The organism is Saccharothrix mutabilis subsp. mutabilis (assembly GCF_039521145.1).
GTDB classification, from domain to species: domain Bacteria; phylum Actinomycetota; class Actinomycetes; order Mycobacteriales; family Pseudonocardiaceae; genus Actinosynnema; species Actinosynnema mutabilis.
On sequence record NZ_BAAABU010000006.1, the window covers coordinates 48,357 to 66,259 of the forward strand.

Consider the following 17,903-nt stretch of genomic DNA (forward strand, 5'->3'; position numbering starts at 1 on the left):
CGCCCCGGCCGGCCACCGGCCGGGGCCGCACCCCTGACACGAGCGAGAAGGCGATGTCAGCCAAGAAGTCCCACCGCGGCGCGGCGACGCTGCTGATGGCCCCGTTCTTCGCCCTGTTCCTGGGCACCCTGGTGGTGCCGATCGGGTACGCGGCCTACCTCAGCCTGTTCACCGAGCGGTCCTCCGGGCTCGGGTTCGGCGGCACCGAGACGCTGTTCACCGGCCTGGGCAACTACCTGCACGCGCTGGGCGACCCGGCCTTCCGCGACGGCTTCGCCGTGATCGCGGGCTACGTGCTGGGCTACATCCCGGTGATGGTCGGCGGCGCGCTGCTGCTGGCGCTGCTCCTGGACTCCACGCTGGCCCGCGCCAAGCGGTTCTTCCAGCTCACGCTGTACCTGCCGCACGCGGTGCCGGGCATCATCGCCGCGATCATCTGGCTCTACCTCTACACCCCGGGCCTGTCCCCCGTCGTCGAGGCGATGCGCGAGGGCGGGCTGACCTGGAACTTCCTGTCCAGCGACCACGCGCTCAGCTCGGTCATCAACATCTCGCTGTGGGAGTGGGTCGGCTACAACGTGGTCATCTTCTACGCCGCCTTGCAGGCCATCCCGCGCGAGGTCGTGGAGGCCGCGTCGGTCGACGGCGCGGGCGAGCTGCGCACCGCGTTGAGCATCAAGCTGCCGATGATCCGGGCCGCGGTCGTGATGACCGTGCTGTTCACCGTCATCGGGGCGCTGCAACTGTTCACCGAGCCGATGATCCTCAACGGGGCCAACCCCGCGGTCAACACCACCTGGACGCCCAACATGTACGCCTACGACGCCGCGTTCCGCCGCGGCGACTACGGGGTGGCCGCCGCCGCCTCGATCCTGCTGGCCGCGGTGGCGGCGCTGCTGTCGTTCGTCGTGACACGCGTCGGCAACCGCAAGGGGGCGGCGTGACCACGACCATGACCAAGCCCTCCGCGACCCGACCGGCCCCGGCGCTCCCCCGCGCGCCGCGCCGCAAGCCGATGTGGGCGTCCAAGATCGCGGTCAACACGGCGTTGGTGCTGGCCACCGCCTACACCGTGCTGCCGCTGACGTGGCTGCTGGTGGCCTCGACCAAGAGCCTGGGCGACCTGTCCGGCAACGCCTTCACGCTCACCGAGTTCCACTTCTTCGACAACCTCGGCGACCTGGCGTCGGCGGACGGCGGCGTGTACCTGCGCTGGTACCTCAACAGCCTGTTGTACGCGGTCGGCGGCGCGGGTCTGGGCGCGTTCTGCTCGGTGGCCTGCGGGTACGCGTTCGACAAGTTCTCCTTCAAGGGCAAGGAGAAGCTGTTCGGGGTGGTGCTGCTGGGCGTGCTGGTGCCGACGACGGCGTTGGCGCTGCCGCTGTACCTGCTGGCCTCCGAGCTGGGCGTGGTGAACACGTTCTGGGCGGTGTTCGTGCCGGTGCTGGTCAACCCGTTCGGCGTGTACCTGGCGCGGATCTTCAGCGCGGGCTACGTGCCCGGCGAGGTGCTGGAGGCCGCGCGGGTGGACGGCGCGGGCGAGCTGACCACGTTCTGGTCGATCTCGCTGCGGATGCTCATGCCCGGGTTCGTGACGATCTTCCTGTTCCAGTTCACCGGCATCTGGAACAACTTCTTCCTGCCCCTGGTGATGCTGTCCGACCGCGAGCTGTACCCGTTGAGCCTCGGCCTGTACTCGTGGCACACCGTCGTGACCGCCGAGCCGGAGTACTACCCGCTGACCATCACCGGCGCGCTGCTGGCGGTCGTGCCGGTGGTGATCGCCTTCCTGTCCCTGCAACGCCACTGGAAAGCCGGGATGACCTCCGGCGCCGTGAAGTAGGAGAGCACGTGACACACGTTCGTCCCCGGACGCTGGTGGCCATGCACCGCCACGTGGCGCGGTGGCTGCTGGACGCGGACGCCCGCGCGCGCCTGGTCTCCGTCGCCGACACCGATCCCGACCTCGTCGTGGAGGACTTCACGACCGCCTCGGCCCGGGCGGCGCTGGCGGAGGTGGAGGTGCTGTTCACGGGCTGGGGCTGCCCGCCGGTGGACGAGCAGGTGCTGCGCGACGCGCCCCGGTTGAAGGCCGTGGTGCACGCCGCGGGCTCGGTCAAGCACCACGTCACCGACGCGTGCTGGCGGCGCGGCATCGCGGTGTCCTCGGCGGCGGCGGCCAACGCGCTGCCCGTCGCCGAGTACACCCTGGCCGCGATCCTGATGAGCAACAAGCGGGTGCCGGCCATCGCGGCCCGTTACCGGGAGGCGCGCGAGCCGCGGGACTGGCAGGCGCAGTTCCCGTGGCTGGGCAACTACCGGCGGCGGGTGGGCGTGGTCGGCGCGTCCAAGATCGGTCGCCGGGTGGTGGAGCTGCTGCGGCCGTTCGACCTGGACGTGGTGGTGGCCGACCCGTACCTGACCGCGGCCGAGGCGGCGTCCCTGGGAGTGGCGCTGGTCGGCCTGGACGACCTGGTCCGCACGTCGCACGTGGTGAGCCTGCACGCGCCGGAGCTGCCCGAGACCCGGCACCTGATGGACGCGCGGCGGCTGGCGCTGATGCCGACCGGCGCGACCCTGATCAACACCTCGCGCGGGTCGCTGGTGGACACCGCCGCGCTGCTGCGGGAACTGTTCGCCGAGCGGCTGCACGCGGTGCTGGACGTGACCGACCCGGACGTGCCGCCCGCCGACTCGCCCCTGTTCACCGCGCCGAACCTGGTGCTCACGCCGCACATCGCGGGCTCGCTGGGCAACGAGCTGACCCGCATGACCGCCCAGGCCCTGGACGAGCTGGACCGGCTCGGCCGCGGCCTCCCCCTGTCCCACCGGGTCCTCCCGGAGGTGCTCGACCGCTCCGCCTGACCGCTCCCCCCGCACGACCGCTCGCCCGCACGACCGCTTCCCGCACGACCGCTTCCCGCACGACCGCCTTCCGCATGACAGGAGACCAACGTGAGTTCTCGTCTGCGCCGCGCCCTGCAAGCCGGTCTGACCTCGATAGCCGTGGCGGGAGGGGCGGTCGCCGTCGCCCCCGCCGCGTCGGCCGCCACCGCGTACTACGTCGACTGCTCGTTCACCGGGTCGCCGCTGGGCACCCAGACCGCGCCGTTCAACGCGTTGTCGCAGGTGAACGCGCGCACGTTCGGCGCGGGTGACTCGGTGCTGCTCAAGCGCGGCACGTCGTGCACCGGCCAGTTCGTGGCCTCGGGGTCGGGCGCGGCCGGGTCCCCGATCACGCTGGGCGCGTACGGGACGGGCGCCCGCCCGGTCGTCAACGGCGGCGGCGCGGTGATGGACGCCGTGCTGCTCAAGGACGTCAGCCACTGGACCGTGCGCGACCTCCGGGTCACCAACCCGGGGTCGCGGGCGGAGCGGACCGGCGTGCGCGTGCAGACCACGACCGCCGCCGCGAAGGCCGGCATCACCATCACCGGGCTGGAGGTGGACAACGTCGCCGGGTGGGGCGACAAGACCGGGACCAACGCGGGCTGGTTCGCCCGGTCCGCGGGCATCTCGGTGCTCGGCACGCCGACGGCCGGCGCGATCGCCGGGATCTCCATCACCGACAACCACGTCCACGACACCGGCGGCGGCGGGATCAAGCTGTCCATCAAGCCGGCGCAGTACCACACCAACGTGCACATCGCGCGCAACCAGATCATCAGCGTCGGCGGTGACGGCATCGTGGTCCACGGCTCCGACGCCCCGCTGGTCGAGCACAACCGGGCGGACAACCTCGGTGGCGGCGCGTACCCGTTCGTCGCCGGGAACTTCGCGGGCATGTGGCCGATCAACTCCCGCGACCCGGTGTTCCAGTTCAACGAGGTGACCCGCAGCTACCCGTCGATCTACGACTCGACGGCGTGGGACTGCGACGGCGGCATCGTCGGGACCTGCACGTACCAGTACAACTTCTCCAGCAACAACGCCGGCGGCTTCTTCCTGGGGTGCCAGCACTGCACCGAGTACCCGAACTACAAGGCCAAGCAGGTGATCCGGTACAACGTGTCGCAGGACGACTGCCGGATCGCGGCGGACGGCGACAAGTACTCGCACTCGGTGTACTACAACAACACGTTCTACTGCATGGCGCGGCCGTTCGACGTGAAGGTGCCGATCGGGGCGACCGCCACTTCGTTGTTCGCCAACAACATCTTCGTGTCGCAGCACGGGTCGCTGCCGGTGGGGACCGGGGTGGGCTACCAGTCGAACCTGTACTGGGGCGGGTTCGCCGCGCCCTCGGGTGACCCGGGGGCCGTGACGGCCGATCCGAAGCTGAACCACGCCGGTGGCAGCGGGGCCGGGTTCAACAGCGTGGCCGGGTACAAGCTGACTTCGGGGTCGCCCGCGCTGGGGGCCGGGGTCGTGGCCGCCGAGGCCGGTGGCCGGGACTACTTCGGCGCGGTGGTGCCCCGGGCCGACGGCAAGGTGAACATCGGGGCGGACAACGGGTCCGGGGTCGCGGCGAAGGTCTACGGGTCGCTGCGGGAGGCGTTCAACAACGTCGGGATCAGCAACGACCTGAACCCGAAGGCCGGTGGTATCTCGAAGAGCGGCCGGAGCTTCTCCGGGCAGGCGTTGGAGGCGGCGGGGGTCAAGTACCCGGGCGTGACCGTCGGCGGGGTGGTCTTCGACTGGCCGCAGCGGTACTACGGGTTCCCGGACAACGTGAAGGCCGCCGGGCAGAAGATCACCGTGTCGGGGTCCGGGTCGAAGCTGGCCTTCCTGGGGGCGGCGACGTTCGGGACGCAGACCGGGACCGGGGTGGTGACCTACACGGACGGGACTTCGTCCGGGTTCACGTTGTCGTTCGGCGACTTCTGGGCGGCCACGGCGATCCCCGGGAACACCCAGGCCGCGTTCATGACCTACCACAACAAGCCGCCCACCACTTACAACAACGCCGCTACGGGGCGGGACGAGCAGGACGTGCGGTTGTGGTCCACGTCGGTGGCGTTGGACCCGGGCAAGACGGTGGCGTCGGTGACGTTGCCCGATGTGGGCGGGCCGTTGGCCACGGCCGGTATCCACGTGTTCGCGATGGAGATCGCCTGAGGTGAGGAAGGGCCCCGTGCCGGTGGTGGCGCGGGGCCCTTCCTCCACGGGCTTCGTCGCGTCGGGTTTCCCCCCCACCCGCGCCTCGTCCGCTAGCTGATCAGTGAACCGCCGTTCGGGCTCAGCGTCTGCCCCGTCAGGTACGTCCCGTCCGGCCCCACCAGGAACGCCACCGTCGAGGCGATCTCCGCCGGCAACCCGAACCGCCCCAACGCGATCTGCCGCTCCAGGTCCCGCCGCAACACCGGAGCGATCACGTCCCCCAACGGCGTCTCCACATACCCCGGCGCCACGCAGTTCACCCGGATCCCCAACGGCGCGACATCGCGGGCCACCGCCTTGGTCAACCCCTCGATCCCGCCCTTCGCCGCCGAGTAGTGCGGCAAGTGCGCGCACCCGGCCAACCCGCACACCGACGAGATGTTCACGATCGAAGCGCCACGCCCCATGTGCCGCAACGCGGCACGCGTGCAGTAGAACGTCCCGTCCAAGTGCACCCCGAGCATCCGGTGCCACGCCTCGTCGTCGATGTTCACCGTGGCGTCCAGCACCGTGGTGGCCTCGCCGGCCGTCGACTCCTCCACCCGTGAGGTCAACCGCGCGAACGCCTCGTCCGCCTCGACCCCGCCGCGGATGCCCGCGTTGTTGACCAGGATGTCCAACCGCCCGTAGGTCTCCACGACCGCCCGCACGGCGTCGTCCACCTGGCCCGAGTCGGAGACGTCCGCGACCACCGCCATGCCCCGCGTCAGCAGGCCCGCGGTGATCTCCGCGCCGGTCGAGTCGACGTCCAGCACCGCGACCCGCGCGCCCTCCGCGTCCAGGCGGCGCGCGACCGCCTCGCCGATGCCCGAACCCGCGCCGGTCACCAGCGCCACCATGCCCTCGATGTTGCCCATGTCCGCAGACGGTAGGCGGACCGCGCCGCCGCGCTGTGGCCCCGGACACAGCCGGTGCGCCGGCAGTCAACCGGTGTTCACCTCGGGGCAAGCGGCTCCCACCGCCCGGAAAGCACCCTGGTGCGCACAGCGGGACCGGCGGACGGAGGCGGGCATGACCGAGGTGGACCGGCGGGTGGTGCCCAGGGGCGCCAGGGTGCTGCGGGCGGAGTCGAGCAGCGTGCTGGTGGCGACGATCGTGCTGGTGCTGCTGATCGGCGTGCTGCGGCCCGCGTTCCTGACCGTCGGGCAGCTCAAGGACGTGCTGAACAACTCCGTCTACGTGGCGCTGCTCGCCGCCGGGATGGCGTTCCTGCTCGCGATGCGCGAGATCGACCTGTCGGTGGGGGCGATGTTCGGCCTGTCGCTGATCACCTCGGCGCTGCTCATGCGCGACGGGTTCGACCCGTGGCTGGCGTGCCTGGCGGGCATCGCGCTCGGGGCGGTCCTCGGGCTGGCGAACGCGTTGGTGGTGCAGCACATCGCGATCCCGGCGTTCGTCGCGACGCTGGCCACCATGCAGCTCTACCGGGGGCTGGCGGTCGCCTTGGGCGACGGGCAGCAGGTGACCGGGCTGCCGCTGGAGCACTCGTTCTTCTCGGTGCTGGGCGGGGACCTGCTCGGGCTGCCGGTCAGCGTGTGGATCCTGGTCGTGGTCACGGCCGGGTTGACCGTGGTGCTGCGGTGGACGCCGTTCGGGTACCGGGTTCGCTCGATCGGGTCGAACCCGGACGCCGCCGCGTTCTCCGGGATCTCGATCCCGCGCACCCGCCTGTACGTGCTGGTGCTGGTCGGGGCGGTCGCGGGGCTGGCGGGCGTGCTGGGGCTGGCGTTCTTCACCTCCGGTGACCCGAACATCGGCATCGGGTTCGAGTTGCAGGCCATCGCGGCGGCGGTGATCGGCGGGACCCCGCTGCGGGGCGGGGTGGCCACCGTGGTGGGGGCGGTGTTCGGCGCGATCCTCCTGGGCGTGGTGTCCAGCGGGCTCGTGTACTTCAGCATCCCCGCGAACTGGAGTTCCTTCGCCACCGGACTCGTCGTCCTGCTGGCGGTCGGGGTGGACAGCGCGCTGCGCTCCAGGCAGCGGGCGCGCGAATCGATGCTCGGGCTGTAGTGAGGAGATGAGGTCCAAGATGCGTGCCCCTCGGTACGTCGCGGCGCTGGCCGCCGCCGGTCTGCTGGCCGGCTGCGGCGCGGCGTCGTCCCCCAACGCGCCGCTGAAGATGGCGTTCGTCTACGCCACGTCGACGCAGAACCCGTTCCAGGAGATGGCGTACGGCGCGAAGGCCGCCGCGGGCGACGCCGGCAACGTGGACCTGGCGCTCAGCGCGCCGTCCGGTGTGGACGGTCCGCAGGAGGTGGCGCTGTTCCAGTCGGCGATCCGCAACTCCAAGGACGGCGTCGCGCTGGAGACGCTGACCCCGGACCTGTTCGTGCGCCCGCTCAACCAGGCCGCCGACCTGGGCGTTCCCGTGGTCGCGGTGGACACCGTGCCGCCCGCGGGCACCAAGGTCGAGCTCTACATCGGCAACAGCAACACCGAGCTGGGCAAGGCGCTGGGCGAGGAGTTCGTCAAGCAGGTCCCGGAGAACGCGACCGGTGACGTCGTGCTGGGCAACGCCATCCCCGGCCTGACCCTGCTCCAGCAGCGCCTGGACGGCATGAAGTCGGTCATCCAGGCCAAGCGGCCGGGGCTGAAGGTGCTCGGCCCGTTCGACTCCGGCTCGGAGCCGACGTCGAACTTCACCAAGTGGAACGACCTGGTCAAGGCCAACCCGAACGCGATCGCCTACCTCGGCGTCGGCGCGCAGGACGCGGTGTCGCTGGCGTTGATCCAGAAGAACACCGGCCGCCGGTTCCTCGCGGGGTCGTGCGACCCGGACGCCGCCGCGCTGCAAGCGGTGAAGGACGGGTACGTGTTCGCGCTGGCCTCGCCGGAGCACTGGCTCAAGGGGTACGTGGCGCTGCGGTTGCTGATCGACCACAAGCGCGGCAAGCCGATGCCCAAGGGCTGGTGGAACACCGGGTCGCTGGTGGTCAACGCGGCCAACATCGACCAGGTCATGGCGCGGCAGAAGGACGAGGACAGCCGCAAGGCCGCGTTCAAGGCCGAGACCGAGAAGCAGCTCGCCGACCCCAACGCCCACCTGCGCCCCCTCGGGGAGGCCAACTGATGCACGCGTTGACCGCTCGCGGGATCACCAAGGCCTACGGCGGCGTCACGGCGCTGGCCGGGGCGGACCTGACCCTGCGCCCCGGCTCGGTGCACGCCCTGCTCGGCGAGAACGGCGCGGGCAAGTCCACGCTGATCAAGGTGATCACCGGGGCGGTCGCGCCCGACTCGGGCAGCCTGCGGCTGGCGGACGCCGAGGTGGCGTTCGCCAGCACCGCCCACGCCGCCGCGCACGGCGTGGCCGTGGTGTCGCAGGAGCTGAACCTGTTCCCGGACCTGGACGTCCTGGCCAACCTGTACCCGATGCGGGAGCCGACGCGCGGCCCCCTGCTGGACCGGCGGGCGATGCTGGAGCGGGCGCGGCCGGTGCTGCGCCAACTGGGGCTGGACGTGGACCCGCGGGCGCGGGTGGGCAGCCTGTCGCTGGCGCAGCGGCAGCTGGTGGAGATCGCCAAGGCGCTGGTCGTCGAGCCGAAGGTGCTGATCCTGGACGAGCCGACGTCCGCGCTGGACCCGGACAGCTCCGAGCGGCTGCTGGACATCCTGCGCGTGCTGCGCGACCGGCAGGTGGCGGTGGTGTTCGTGTCGCACATCCTCGAAGAGGTCATGAACCTGTGCGACGAGATCACCGTGCTGCGCGAGGGCCGGACGGTGCTCGACGCCCAGCCCCGGTCCTCTTTGGACATCGGTGACATCGTGCACGCCATGCTGGGCCAGGACCTGCCGGTCGTGTCGCGCGGCGCGAGCAGGCGCGTGGGGCCGCGGTTGGAGCTGCGCGGGGTGAGCGTGCCCGACCGGTTGGCGGATGTCTCGTTGACGTGTTCCGGTGGCGAGATCGTCGGCTTGGCCGGGTTGGCGGGGTCGGGGCACACGGCCGTGCTGGAGGTGGTCGCGGGGCTGCGGCGTCCTTCGGCGGGGACGGTCGAGCTGCCCGGGGGTGGGGCGGCGTCGTCGTTCCGGTCGGCCATCGCCGCCGGTGTGGCGCTGGTGTCCGGCGACCGGCGGCGGGTCGGGCTCATGCTGGACAAGCCGGTGTGGGAGAACGTCGCCCAGGTGCGGCCGGTGGCGCTGGCGGGTCGCGGGGTGTTGAGCACGCGGGCGTTGCGGGCCTCGGCGGCGGAGTTGGCCGAGCGGGTGCGGGTGCGGCCGGCGAACGTCGAGCTGCGGGCCGGTCTGCTGTCGGGTGGGAACCAGCAGAAGGTGGTGCTGGCGAAGTGGCTGGCCGCGGACCCGTCGGTGCTGTTGCTGGACGACCCGACGCGCGGGGTCGACCTGGGAGCCAGGGCGGAGATCCACGCGTTGCTGCGGGCGGTGGCGGACGAGGGCAAGGTCGTCGTGCTGTGTTCGACGGACTTGGACGAGCTGGTGGCGGCGTGTGACCGGGTCGTCGTGTTCCACAAGGGGAGGGTGTGCGCCGAGTTGACCGATTTCGACCAGCACACGATCCTGCGGACTATGAACACCGGGTCGCTATGACGTTCTTGTAGGCGGCGAAGGCGGGCTTGGGCTCGTAGGTGTCGGTGACGAGCCCGAGCGTGCCGACGGGTTCCGGGGACGCGCTGTCCGCGTCGCGCAGGCTGAACTGCTCGTAGTGGGTGATGTTCAGGTCTTCGGCGTTGTCCAGGATCGTGTGCAGCATTGTGGTCAACGAGTCCGCTTGTCGTTGCGGCGACGAGGTGCTCGGGGTGCTCGGGGTGCCGTTCTCGGCGATGTGGATGGGTAGGTGCTGGAGACCGGCGCGGGGCAGGGACTGGTGGCGCAGGTGGCGCAGGGCGTGTTCGGTGAGCGGGGCGACGGCGTCGAGCGGCACCGGGGAGAACGCGTCGGGGTAGAGGCCGAGGCCGACGTAGTCGACGTGGTCGGCGAAGTCCCGTTGTCGGGACAGGTGCTCCCAGAACGCGTCGTCGCCGCCGAGCCACTCGGCTGGTTCGGCCACGGAGAAACCGACCCGGGTGTGGGTGAGGCCGCGCTCGTCCAGGGCTTCGCGGGCGTGGGGGACGCCGCGGGTGAGGGCGTCGAGGACGCCCGGTGAGCTGCCGTCGATCAGCGGGATGGGGAAGTTCGGTTCGAGGGTGACCTGGAGGTAGCGGGTCAGGTGGCCGTAGCGGTCGATCACGGTGGTCAGGAAGTCCAGCCAGCCGCGCGGGTCAGCCTCGGCCGGGAGGTAGCTGACGACCAGGTCGAGTTCGTGCTCGCGGTACCAGTCGTCGGGCATGGTGAGGTGGTCGAGTTCGTCCTGGGCGCCCAGGGCGGCGACTTCCGGCCGTCCCCGGTCGCCGAAGAAGTGCACGTACTCGCGGACCACGAACGGCCGGCCCTGGGCGAGTTCCGCGACCAGGCGGTCGATGGCGTCACGATCCGGCGGGCGCGAGCACACCACACCCGCCCGGCCGCCGGGGTAGATGCCGAACTTCACGGGGTAGTCCCTCCGGTCCAGTCGAGGTCGCCGGAGCGCATGCGCAGGGCCAGGGTCGTGAGCCAGTCGCGTTCGGCGGTGACGATGGCCCGCCAGTAGGCGGCCTCCAGCATGTGCACTTCGGCGACGCCGTCCGGGTGCGCGTCGAGCGCGGCCAGGTCGGCGTGGAGCTTGGCGATCCGCTCGTCCACGATGGACAGCGCTTGCCGCAGGGGCACGATCCCGGCGTAGGCGATGGCCAGGGTGAAGTCGGTCGAGGCGGTCCGGGCGTTGCGCAGGCCCTCGGTCACCTTGGCCCGGAAGTCGTCGAGCCCGGTCTCGGTCACCTCGTACACCGTCCGCGGCGGACGGTTGCCGACGCGCTCGGGCGCTTCGGAGGTGACCAGTCCGTTGCGCTCCAGGGTTTTCAGGAGGGAGGTGACGGTGCTGCGAGTGGCTCCGAGGTCGGGGCCGTAGCGGTCGCGGAGGCGGGAGGTGACGTCGTAGGCGTGAGCGGGTTGTTCGAGGAGGAGGCCGAGGATCGGGAGGACGAGGGGGTTGCGGGAGGCGTCCAGGGGCACGCTCCGGACCTTATAGACGAATACGTCTATACGCAACCTGGTGCCGGTAGCCGGGTGGCTGTCTCGGGGGCGGTCAGGTTGGTTGGGTGGTCATCAGGTCTACTGCCTTTTCGGCGATCATCACCGTCGGCGTGTTGGTGTTGCCGGAGACCACCTCGGGCATGATCGAAGCGTCCGCCACCCGCAGCCCCGTCACGCCGTGCACCCGCAGGTCCGGGCCGACGACCGTGCCCATCGCGCACGTCCCGGCCTGGTGGTGGTACGTCACCACCGATCGCCGCACGTAGTCGCGCAACTCGACCCGCCCGGGGTACCGCTCGACCGCGCCCCACTCCCCCGCACCTCCCCCGACCAACCCGTGACCGACCTCGCGGCACAGTGCGACCGCCTCGACCAACGCATCGACGTCGGACGGCTCGGACAGCACCCGCGGGTCGATCAGGAGCCCGCCGTCGGGAGCCAGGGACACGCGACCTGTGCTGCGTGGCCGGATCAGGCCTGCCATCAGGGAGAACCCGTTGGCCGGACCGCTCATCCACGGCTCGTACAGCGGCACGCTGAAGTGCAGCGGCTGGAGGTCGGGGCCAGGCAGGCCCGGGCGGCTGTGCCAGAACAGGTGGGTTTGCGCGTGCGGCAGGCCGGGGGTGTGGGTGACTTCGCGGTCGGTGGTGAAGATCGTGGGCACCAGCCAGTGGTCCTGGAGGTTGTTGCCCACCTCCGGGAGGTCCGCGACCACCGGGCCTGCCAGGTCCGGCGCGGGGCCGATGCCGGAGCGGAGCAGGAGGTGTGGTGAGCCGATCGCGCCGGCGCTGAGGATGACCTCCGTGGCCTCGGCGCGGTGCGAGGTGGTGCCGGTGGTCCATTCGACGCCTGTGCAGCGGGTGCCGGAGAAGAGCAGGCGTCGCACGTGAGCGCCAGTCACGACGGTCAGGCGCGGGTGGCTGAGCACGGGGCCCAGGTAGGCGCGGGACGTGGTCAGGCGTTTGTTGTCGGCGATGGTGAACTGCATGTGCGAGACGCCGGTTTGGTCACCATCGTTGTAGTCCGGGTTGTACGGGATTCCCGCCCGCTGGGCCGACTCCACGATGGCGTCTTGGACGGGGTCGGCGGTGTATTCGCGGAGGATTCGCAGCGGGCCGGACTCGATGCGGCGGAACAGGGGTTCCACGTCGGCCCACGACCAGCCGGGTTGGCCCCAGCCGTCGTAGTCGGCGGGGTTGCCGCGCACGTGGATCATCGCGTTCAAAGCGTGCGAACCGCCCAGCACCCGACCGCGCGGCAGGTGCAGGACGCGGTCGCCGGCGTCGCGCTGGGGAACGGTGCGCAGGCCCCAGTCCTGAGGGCTGTCCCACAGTTCGTGCATGCGCAACGGGTCGTGGATGGCCGGGTTCGTGTCGTGGTCGCCCGCCTCCAGCAGGAGCACGGTGCCGTCGGTCCGGTCCAGCAGCCCCCGCGCCACCACGCACCCCGCCGTGCCGCCGCCCACCACCACGAAGTCCGCCATGCGACCCAGTCCAGCGGACCGTCCTGTCACCCGGATTGCACCGCAGCGCACGATCGTTGACCAGAAGCGCATCCCGATGATCACAGGCCGCCGAACAAAGGGAACACCCTTTCACCTGATCGAGTAATTGCCATATCGCCCGATCAGGCAACGGAATACGACGCCGTACGCTGCCGCCGGTTGAAATGTCGCAGGGACAGTCGCAGGGAGTTGTTGCGTGCCCGGTTATCTCGCCCTCGCGGCGGCCACGGCGATGTACGCGCTGGGCATCGTGGCGCAGACCGTCGCCGCCCGGCGCGCCCGCCCGGGCCACGGCTTCGGCCTGCTCGCCCGCCTCGCCGGCGACCGCCTCTACCTGCTCGGCTTCGCGGGCCAGGTCGCCGGGTTCGTGCTCGCCTTCTTCGCGCGCGCCGAACTGCCGCTGTACCTGGTGCAGGCCGGGTCGTCGTGCGCGGTCGGCGTGGCCACCGTGTTCGGCGTGCTGGCCCTGGGCTGGCGGGTGCGGCCGGTCGAGGTCGTCGTGCTGGTCGTGATGGCCGTCGGGCTGGTGCTGCTGGCCGGGGCGTCCGCCCCCTCGGTCGCCGACGACATCCCCGTGGACACCGGGTTCCTGCTGCTGGGCTTGCCGCTCGTGGCGATCTTCGTCGTGTCCCGGCGCGCGACGGGCGTGCTGCCGATCGCGGTCGCCGCCGGCGTCGGGTACGCCATCGTCGCCATCGCGAGCCGGTCGCTGGCCGACGAACCGCCGCTCTCACTGCCCTACTACCCGTTGGCGTGGCTGATGATCGCGGCGGCGCTGGTCGGCCAGGCGTGCATGGCCGCCGCGCTGCAACGGGGCTCGGCCACGTCCACGGTCGCGACGATGGACTCGGTGACGGTCGTGCTCACCTCCGTCGTCGGCATCGCCGCGATGGGCGACCGGATCGCCGCCGGTCGCGAGTGGTGGGTGGCGGCGGGCGTCGCCCTGGTCGTCGCCGGCGTGCTGGCGCTGGGCTACGCGTCCCGGCCGGCGCGCCGGCCCGTCCCGGCGGAGGAACCGGCGTGACCGTCGCCAGCGTCTCCCTCGACCTCGACAACCTCTGGGCCTACCTGAAGACCCACGGCGACCCGGCGTGGGAGCGCAGGCCGAGCTTCCTGCCGGTCGCGACGCCCCGCCTGCTGGAGATCTTCGGCGAGCACGGCCTGACCACGACGGTGTTCGTCGTCGGCGCGGACGCGGTGCGCGACGACGGCGCGGCGGCGGTCGCGGCCATCGCCGCCGCCGGGCACGAGGTCGCCAACCACTCGTTCGGCCACGAACCCTGGCTGCACCGCTACTCCCGCGCCGAACTGGAGGCCGAGGTCGCGCGGACCGAGGACGCCATCGTGGCCGCCGGCGCGCCGCGCCCGGTCGGGTTCCGCGGACCCGGGTACAGCGTGACGCCGGAACTGCTGGACGTGCTGGCCACGCGCGGTTACGCGTACGACGCCAGCACGCTGCCCACGTGGATCGGCCCGCTGGCCCGCTTCTACCACAACAGGACCGCACCGTCCACAGAGGACAGTGCCGAGCTGTTCGGCGGGTTCGGCAAGGTTCGGGCCCCCAACCGGCCGTACCGGTGGCACAACGGGGTCGTGGAGCTGCCGGTCACGACGATGCCGTTGCTGCGCGTGCCGATCCACGGTTCGTACTTGCTGCAACTGCACGAAATCTCACCGTCGTTGGCGCGTGGGTATTTCAAGACGGCGTTGCGTTTGTGCAGGCTGACCGGCGTCGCGCCGTCACTGCTGTTGCACCCGACCGACGTGCTGGGCGCGGCCGAGGCCCCCGGGATGGAGTTCTTCCCCGGCATGGCGGTGCCGTCGGCCCGCAAGGTCGAACTGCTCGGGTGGGTGCTCGGCGTGCTGCGGCGGCACTTCGAGGTGGTCGGGACCGGTGCGCACGTGGCCTCCCTCGACACCGGGCTGCCGGTGCGCGACGTCGGACGGCTGGAACGGTCGGGATGACGGTGCTGCTGCGGGTCCTGGCGTGCGCGACGGTGGCGCTGGCCCCGCTGGAGGGCTACCTGCTGGAGGCGCACGGCCACCTGGCCAAGGCCGCGCCCGCGTTGCTGGCCCTGACCTGGGCGGTCACGCGGGTGCGCGAGCGGCGGTTCGTCACGCCCCACCCCTTGCACGGCGTGCTGGCGGCTTTCGCGGTCGTGTTGCTGGCTTCCACGGCCTTGCACGCGGGCGGACCGTACGCCGTCGATTATCTGCAACGGTGGCTGCCGTTCCTGCTGCTGACCGTCATCCTGGTGGACGTCGTGTCGCGCGAGGTCCCGGCGCGGGCGCTGCTGGGGGCGGCAGTGGCCGGAGCGACCGTCGCGGCGGTGGGAGCGCTCTACAGCCTGTTGGCGCAGGGTGAGGCGCGGGCCAGCGGGCCGCTGGAGGACCCCAACGACCTCGCGTACTTCCTGGTCGCGGCGCTGCCGCTGCTGGTGGCGCTCAAGTCGCCGCACTGGGTGAGCGCGGTGCTGGCGCTGGTGTTGGCGGCGGGGGCGGCGGCGACGTTCTCGCGTGGTGGCGCGCTGGCGTTGACGGCGGCGGGCGCGTGGCTGGTGGCGCGGCGCGTGGTACCGGTCAAAGTGGTGCTCGGCGGGGTCGTGGCGCTGGTGGTCGTGGCGGGCGGGGCGTTGGCGTTCGCCGGACCGGCGCTCGACCGCGCGCTGCAAGAGAAGAGCTACATCGCCGGGACCAATGTGGACACCCGCGGGCTGCGGTGGCAGGCCGCGGCGCGCATGGTGTCCGCGCACCCGGCGCTCGGGGTGGGGCCGGGCGGGTTCCGCGACCACTACCCCGCGTTCTCGCGCAACGCCGAGGTCGACGAGCAGACCCCGGTGGCGCACAACATGTACCTGGAGGTCGCGGCCGAGCTGGGGGTGGCGGGGTTCGCGCTGTTCGCCGGGCTGCTGGCGGTGGCGGCGGTGTCGTCGGAACGCGTGCTGCGCGCGGGCGGGCGGCGGGAGATGGCGGCCGTTCAGGCGTCGCTGATCGCCGTCGTCGTCGCGTCGACGTTCCTGTCCCAGCAGTACTACCTGCCGCTGTGGTCGCTGGTCGCGGTGGTCGCCGCGGCCGATCTGCGTGTGAGGAGAGCCGATGCGTGTGCTGCACGTGATCGCTGAGATGGGCACCGGCGGGGCCGAGGCGCTGGTCGCCGGCATGGCCCGGTCCGGACGCGAGTTCGGCTGGCACAGCGCCGTGGCCAGCGGCGGCGGGCACCGCGCGGAGGTGCTGCGCGGGCAGGGCGTGCCGACCTTCACGGTGCCGGTGGCGCGGCGTCGCCCGGTGGGCGTCCTGCGGGCCACTGCGGCGGCGCGGGCGGCGGTGCGCGGGTTCGACCCCGAGGTCGTGTTGGCGCACAACGTGTCCGCGAGCATGGTCGCGCGGCTGGCGTTGGTGCCGAAGAAGGTTCCGCTGGTGACGGTGTTCCACGGGGTCGCCGAGCGGGACTACGCCGGTGCGGCGCGCATCCTGCGGCGGACCTCCGGCGCGGTGGTCACGGTGGCCGCGGCGACGGCGGCGCGGTTGCGGGCCGCCGGGGTGGAGTCCGTGGTGATCCCGAACGCGGTGTTCCCGCAGGAGCCGCGAGTGGACCGGGCGACCGTGCGGGCGGCGCTGGGCGTCGGCCCGGACGTGCCGGTGGCGCTGTGCCTGGCGCGGATGGAGCCGCAGAAGCGGCACGACGTGCTGCTCGACGCGTGGGAGCGGATCGAGGGCGCGGAGCTGTGGCTGGCCGGGGACGGGTCGTTGCGGCCTGCGTTGGAGCGGCGGGGGGTGCGCGGGGTGCGGTTCCTGGGCAACCGGCCGGACGCGGCGGACCTGCTGGCGGCGTGCGACGTGACCGTGCTGACCAGCGACTGGGAGGGCATGCCGGTCGCGGTCCTGGAGTCGCTGGCGGCCGGGCGGCCGGTGGTGGCCACGGACGTGGACGGGGTCGGCGAGGCGCTGGCCGGCGGCGGCGGGTTGGTGGTGCCGCCGCGTGATCCGGTGGCGACGGCGGAGGCCTTGGGGTCGTTGCTGTTCGACGCCGACCGGCGGGCGGCGATGGGCGCGGCCGGGCGCGCGGCGGTGCTGGCGGCCCACGACCCGCGCGAGCTGATGCGGTCCTACGACGAGTTGTTGCGGAGCTGGGGAGGTCGGCGGTGAAGCTGCGGGAGCTGGTGGAAAGCGCTTCCGTCGGAGTGCTGGTGGGCGCGGTGGTCGTGGTGGCGACCGCGTTCTCCGGGGAGGAGTACCAGGCGCGGGTGAGCCTGCTCGCCGGGCCGCAGGGGCCGCAGTACGGCGAGGTGGTGGCGTTGTCGTTGCCCGCGTTGGTGGAGGTGGCGCGGAGTCCGGCGGTGGTGGGCAAGGCGGGCACGTCGGCCGAGCGGGTGTCGGTGGAGCTGGTGCCGGCGTCGGGGTTGGCGCGGTTGTCGGTGCGGGCGCCGGCTGCGGGGCAGGCGAGCGACGAGGCGGCGGCCGTGGCGGCGGCGGTGGTCGAGGCGGACCTGTTGGCGCCGGCCGGGAGGTTGCGGGTGCTGGACGCGCCGGCGGTGGCGCGGGTCGCGCCGGACTGGCCGTTGGCGATCGGGTTGGCGCTGGTGGCGGCGGTGCTCGCCGGGGCGGCGGTGGCCGTGGTGCGGCACCTGCGCGGGACGCGGGCGGTCGACGGGGTGCGGGCGGCGCTGGCGTCGGCGGGGGTGCGGCACCCGGTGGCGGTCGTGCCCGACGACGACCCGGCGCTGGTCGAGCGGTTGACGGTGCTGTGCGCGACGGCTCGGCGTCCGGTGCGGGTGGTGCCGGTGGTGCCGGAGTTGGCCGGGCGGGCGGACGAGTTGGCGGAGGCGCTGCCGGACAAGGTCGCCGAGCCCGCGGACGGGGTGGCGCTGGTCGCGGTGGTGCCGCGGGACGGCGGGCGGGAGGAGCTGGCGAGCGTCGTGGGGGCGCGGCCGGCGGACACGACGGTGGTGGCGGTGGTGCTGGCATGAGCGCGGCGGGTGCGGGTGCGGTGAGTTCGGGTGTGAGCGCGGCGGGTGCCGGTGCGAGCGCGGCGGGTGCGGGCGTGAGCGCGGCGGGTGCGGGCGTCAGCGCGGTGAGTGCGGGTTTGAGTTCGGGCGCGGCGGGTGCGGGCTTGGTGAGCGTGGAGGTGGCGGCGGTATGAGCGGTGATGGGCGCGGCCTCCGGCCCCCGGTTCCATTGTCCCACGAGGTACCGACAATCCCGGCCGATCCAGCTGAGGCGACGGGAGCGGGAG

The 17,903-nt window shown here is 72.2% G+C and carries 16 protein-coding genes; 12 read left to right on the top strand and 4 right to left on the bottom strand.

Translation table 11 applies throughout. The features are described from left to right. Window positions 1-53: 53 nt before the first annotated feature. The 4 genes from ABD126_RS16340 (at window position 54) to ABD126_RS16355 (ending at window position 5,058) form a co-directional block, all read left to right on the top strand. A complete protein-coding gene (locus ABD126_RS16340; protein ID WP_343934696.1) occupies window positions 54-944 on the top strand; it encodes a carbohydrate ABC transporter permease in 891 nt (296 codons plus the stop codon). Next, window positions 941-1,843: a carbohydrate ABC transporter permease gene (locus tag ABD126_RS16345; RefSeq protein ID WP_343934697.1), complete on the top strand. Its 903-nt coding sequence runs from the start codon at window positions 941-943 to the stop codon at window positions 1,841-1,843. Before ABD126_RS16340 ends, ABD126_RS16345 begins: the two co-directional genes overlap by 4 nt. Before the next feature lie 8 nt (window positions 1,844-1,851). Next, entirely contained in the window at window positions 1,852-2,865 is a 1,014-nt protein-coding gene (locus ABD126_RS16350; RefSeq protein ID WP_343934698.1) for a hydroxyacid dehydrogenase, read from the top strand. Window positions 2,866-2,955: 90 nt separating this feature from the next. Beyond that, window positions 2,956-5,058 carry a right-handed parallel beta-helix repeat-containing protein gene (locus ABD126_RS16355; protein WP_343934699.1) on the top strand — a complete coding sequence of 701 codons (2,103 nt, stop codon included), beginning with the start codon at window positions 2,956-2,958 and terminating at the stop codon, window positions 5,056-5,058. A 92-nt stretch (window positions 5,059-5,150) separates the two neighbouring features. On the opposite strand, the gene ABD126_RS16360 is transcribed toward ABD126_RS16355, so the two are convergent. Then, window positions 5,151-5,957: an SDR family NAD(P)-dependent oxidoreductase gene (locus ABD126_RS16360; RefSeq protein ID WP_343934700.1), complete on the bottom strand. Its 807-nt coding sequence runs from the start codon at window positions 5,955-5,957 to the stop codon at window positions 5,151-5,153. Between the two features lie 154 nt (window positions 5,958-6,111). Between ABD126_RS16360 and ABD126_RS16365 the strand changes: the two genes are divergently transcribed. From ABD126_RS16365 to ABD126_RS16375, 3 genes are read left to right on the top strand one after another with little or no spacing between them, the layout of a single operon-like run. Further along, entirely contained in the window at window positions 6,112-7,110 is a 999-nt protein-coding gene (locus ABD126_RS16365; RefSeq protein WP_343934701.1) for an ABC transporter permease, read from the top strand. A 19-nt stretch (window positions 7,111-7,129) separates the two neighbouring features. Continuing rightward, the gene (locus tag ABD126_RS16370) at window positions 7,130-8,170 is read left to right on the top strand and encodes a sugar ABC transporter substrate-binding protein (protein WP_343934702.1); all 1,041 of its coding nucleotides are present in this window, start codon (window positions 7,130-7,132) and stop codon (window positions 8,168-8,170) included. Continuing rightward, entirely contained in the window at window positions 8,170-9,645 is a 1,476-nt protein-coding gene (locus ABD126_RS16375; protein WP_343934703.1) for a sugar ABC transporter ATP-binding protein, read from the top strand. The genes ABD126_RS16370 and ABD126_RS16375 overlap by 1 nt, the downstream gene beginning before the upstream one ends. Here ABD126_RS16375 and ABD126_RS16380 read toward each other — a convergent pair. The 3 genes from ABD126_RS16380 to ABD126_RS16390 form a co-directional block, all read right to left on the bottom strand. Beyond that, on the bottom strand, window positions 9,623-10,585 hold the full coding sequence (locus ABD126_RS16380) for a hypothetical protein (RefSeq protein WP_343934704.1): 963 nt from the start codon (window positions 10,583-10,585) through the stop codon (window positions 9,623-9,625). The genes ABD126_RS16375 and ABD126_RS16380 overlap by 23 nt on opposite strands. After that, window positions 10,582-11,145 (bottom strand): PadR family transcriptional regulator, encoded by a 564-nt coding sequence (locus ABD126_RS16385; protein WP_343934705.1) that lies wholly within the window; start codon window positions 11,143-11,145, stop codon window positions 10,582-10,584. The genes ABD126_RS16380 and ABD126_RS16385 overlap by 4 nt, the downstream gene beginning before the upstream one ends. 73 nt (window positions 11,146-11,218) lie before the next feature. Then, window positions 11,219-12,649, bottom strand: coding sequence for a GMC family oxidoreductase (locus tag ABD126_RS16390; protein WP_343934706.1), 1,431 nt, complete (start codon window positions 12,647-12,649; stop codon window positions 11,219-11,221). A gap of 217 nt (window positions 12,650-12,866) precedes the next feature. On the opposite strand from ABD126_RS16390, the gene ABD126_RS16395 reads away from it, so the two are divergent. The 5 genes from ABD126_RS16395 to ABD126_RS16415 are packed head-to-tail and all read left to right on the top strand — an operon-like array spanning window position 12,867 to window position 17,637. Next, window positions 12,867-13,694: a hypothetical protein gene (locus ABD126_RS16395; protein ID WP_343934707.1), complete on the top strand. Its 828-nt coding sequence runs from the start codon at window positions 12,867-12,869 to the stop codon at window positions 13,692-13,694. Continuing rightward, a complete protein-coding gene (locus ABD126_RS16400) occupies window positions 13,691-14,635 on the top strand; it encodes a polysaccharide deacetylase family protein (RefSeq protein ID WP_343934708.1) in 945 nt (314 codons plus the stop codon). The genes ABD126_RS16395 and ABD126_RS16400 overlap by 4 nt, the downstream gene beginning before the upstream one ends. Beyond that, the gene (locus ABD126_RS16405) at window positions 14,632-15,792 is read left to right on the top strand and encodes an O-antigen ligase family protein (RefSeq protein ID WP_343934709.1); all 1,161 of its coding nucleotides are present in this window, start codon (window positions 14,632-14,634) and stop codon (window positions 15,790-15,792) included. The genes ABD126_RS16400 and ABD126_RS16405 overlap by 4 nt, the downstream gene beginning before the upstream one ends. Further along, entirely contained in the window at window positions 15,767-16,816 is a 1,050-nt protein-coding gene (locus ABD126_RS16410) for a glycosyltransferase (protein WP_343934710.1), read from the top strand. The genes ABD126_RS16405 and ABD126_RS16410 overlap by 26 nt, the downstream gene beginning before the upstream one ends. Continuing rightward, window positions 16,813-17,637, top strand: coding sequence for a hypothetical protein (locus ABD126_RS16415; protein ID WP_343934711.1), 825 nt, complete (start codon window positions 16,813-16,815; stop codon window positions 17,635-17,637). The genes ABD126_RS16410 and ABD126_RS16415 overlap by 4 nt, the downstream gene beginning before the upstream one ends. Window positions 17,638-17,903: the final 266 nt, after the last annotated feature.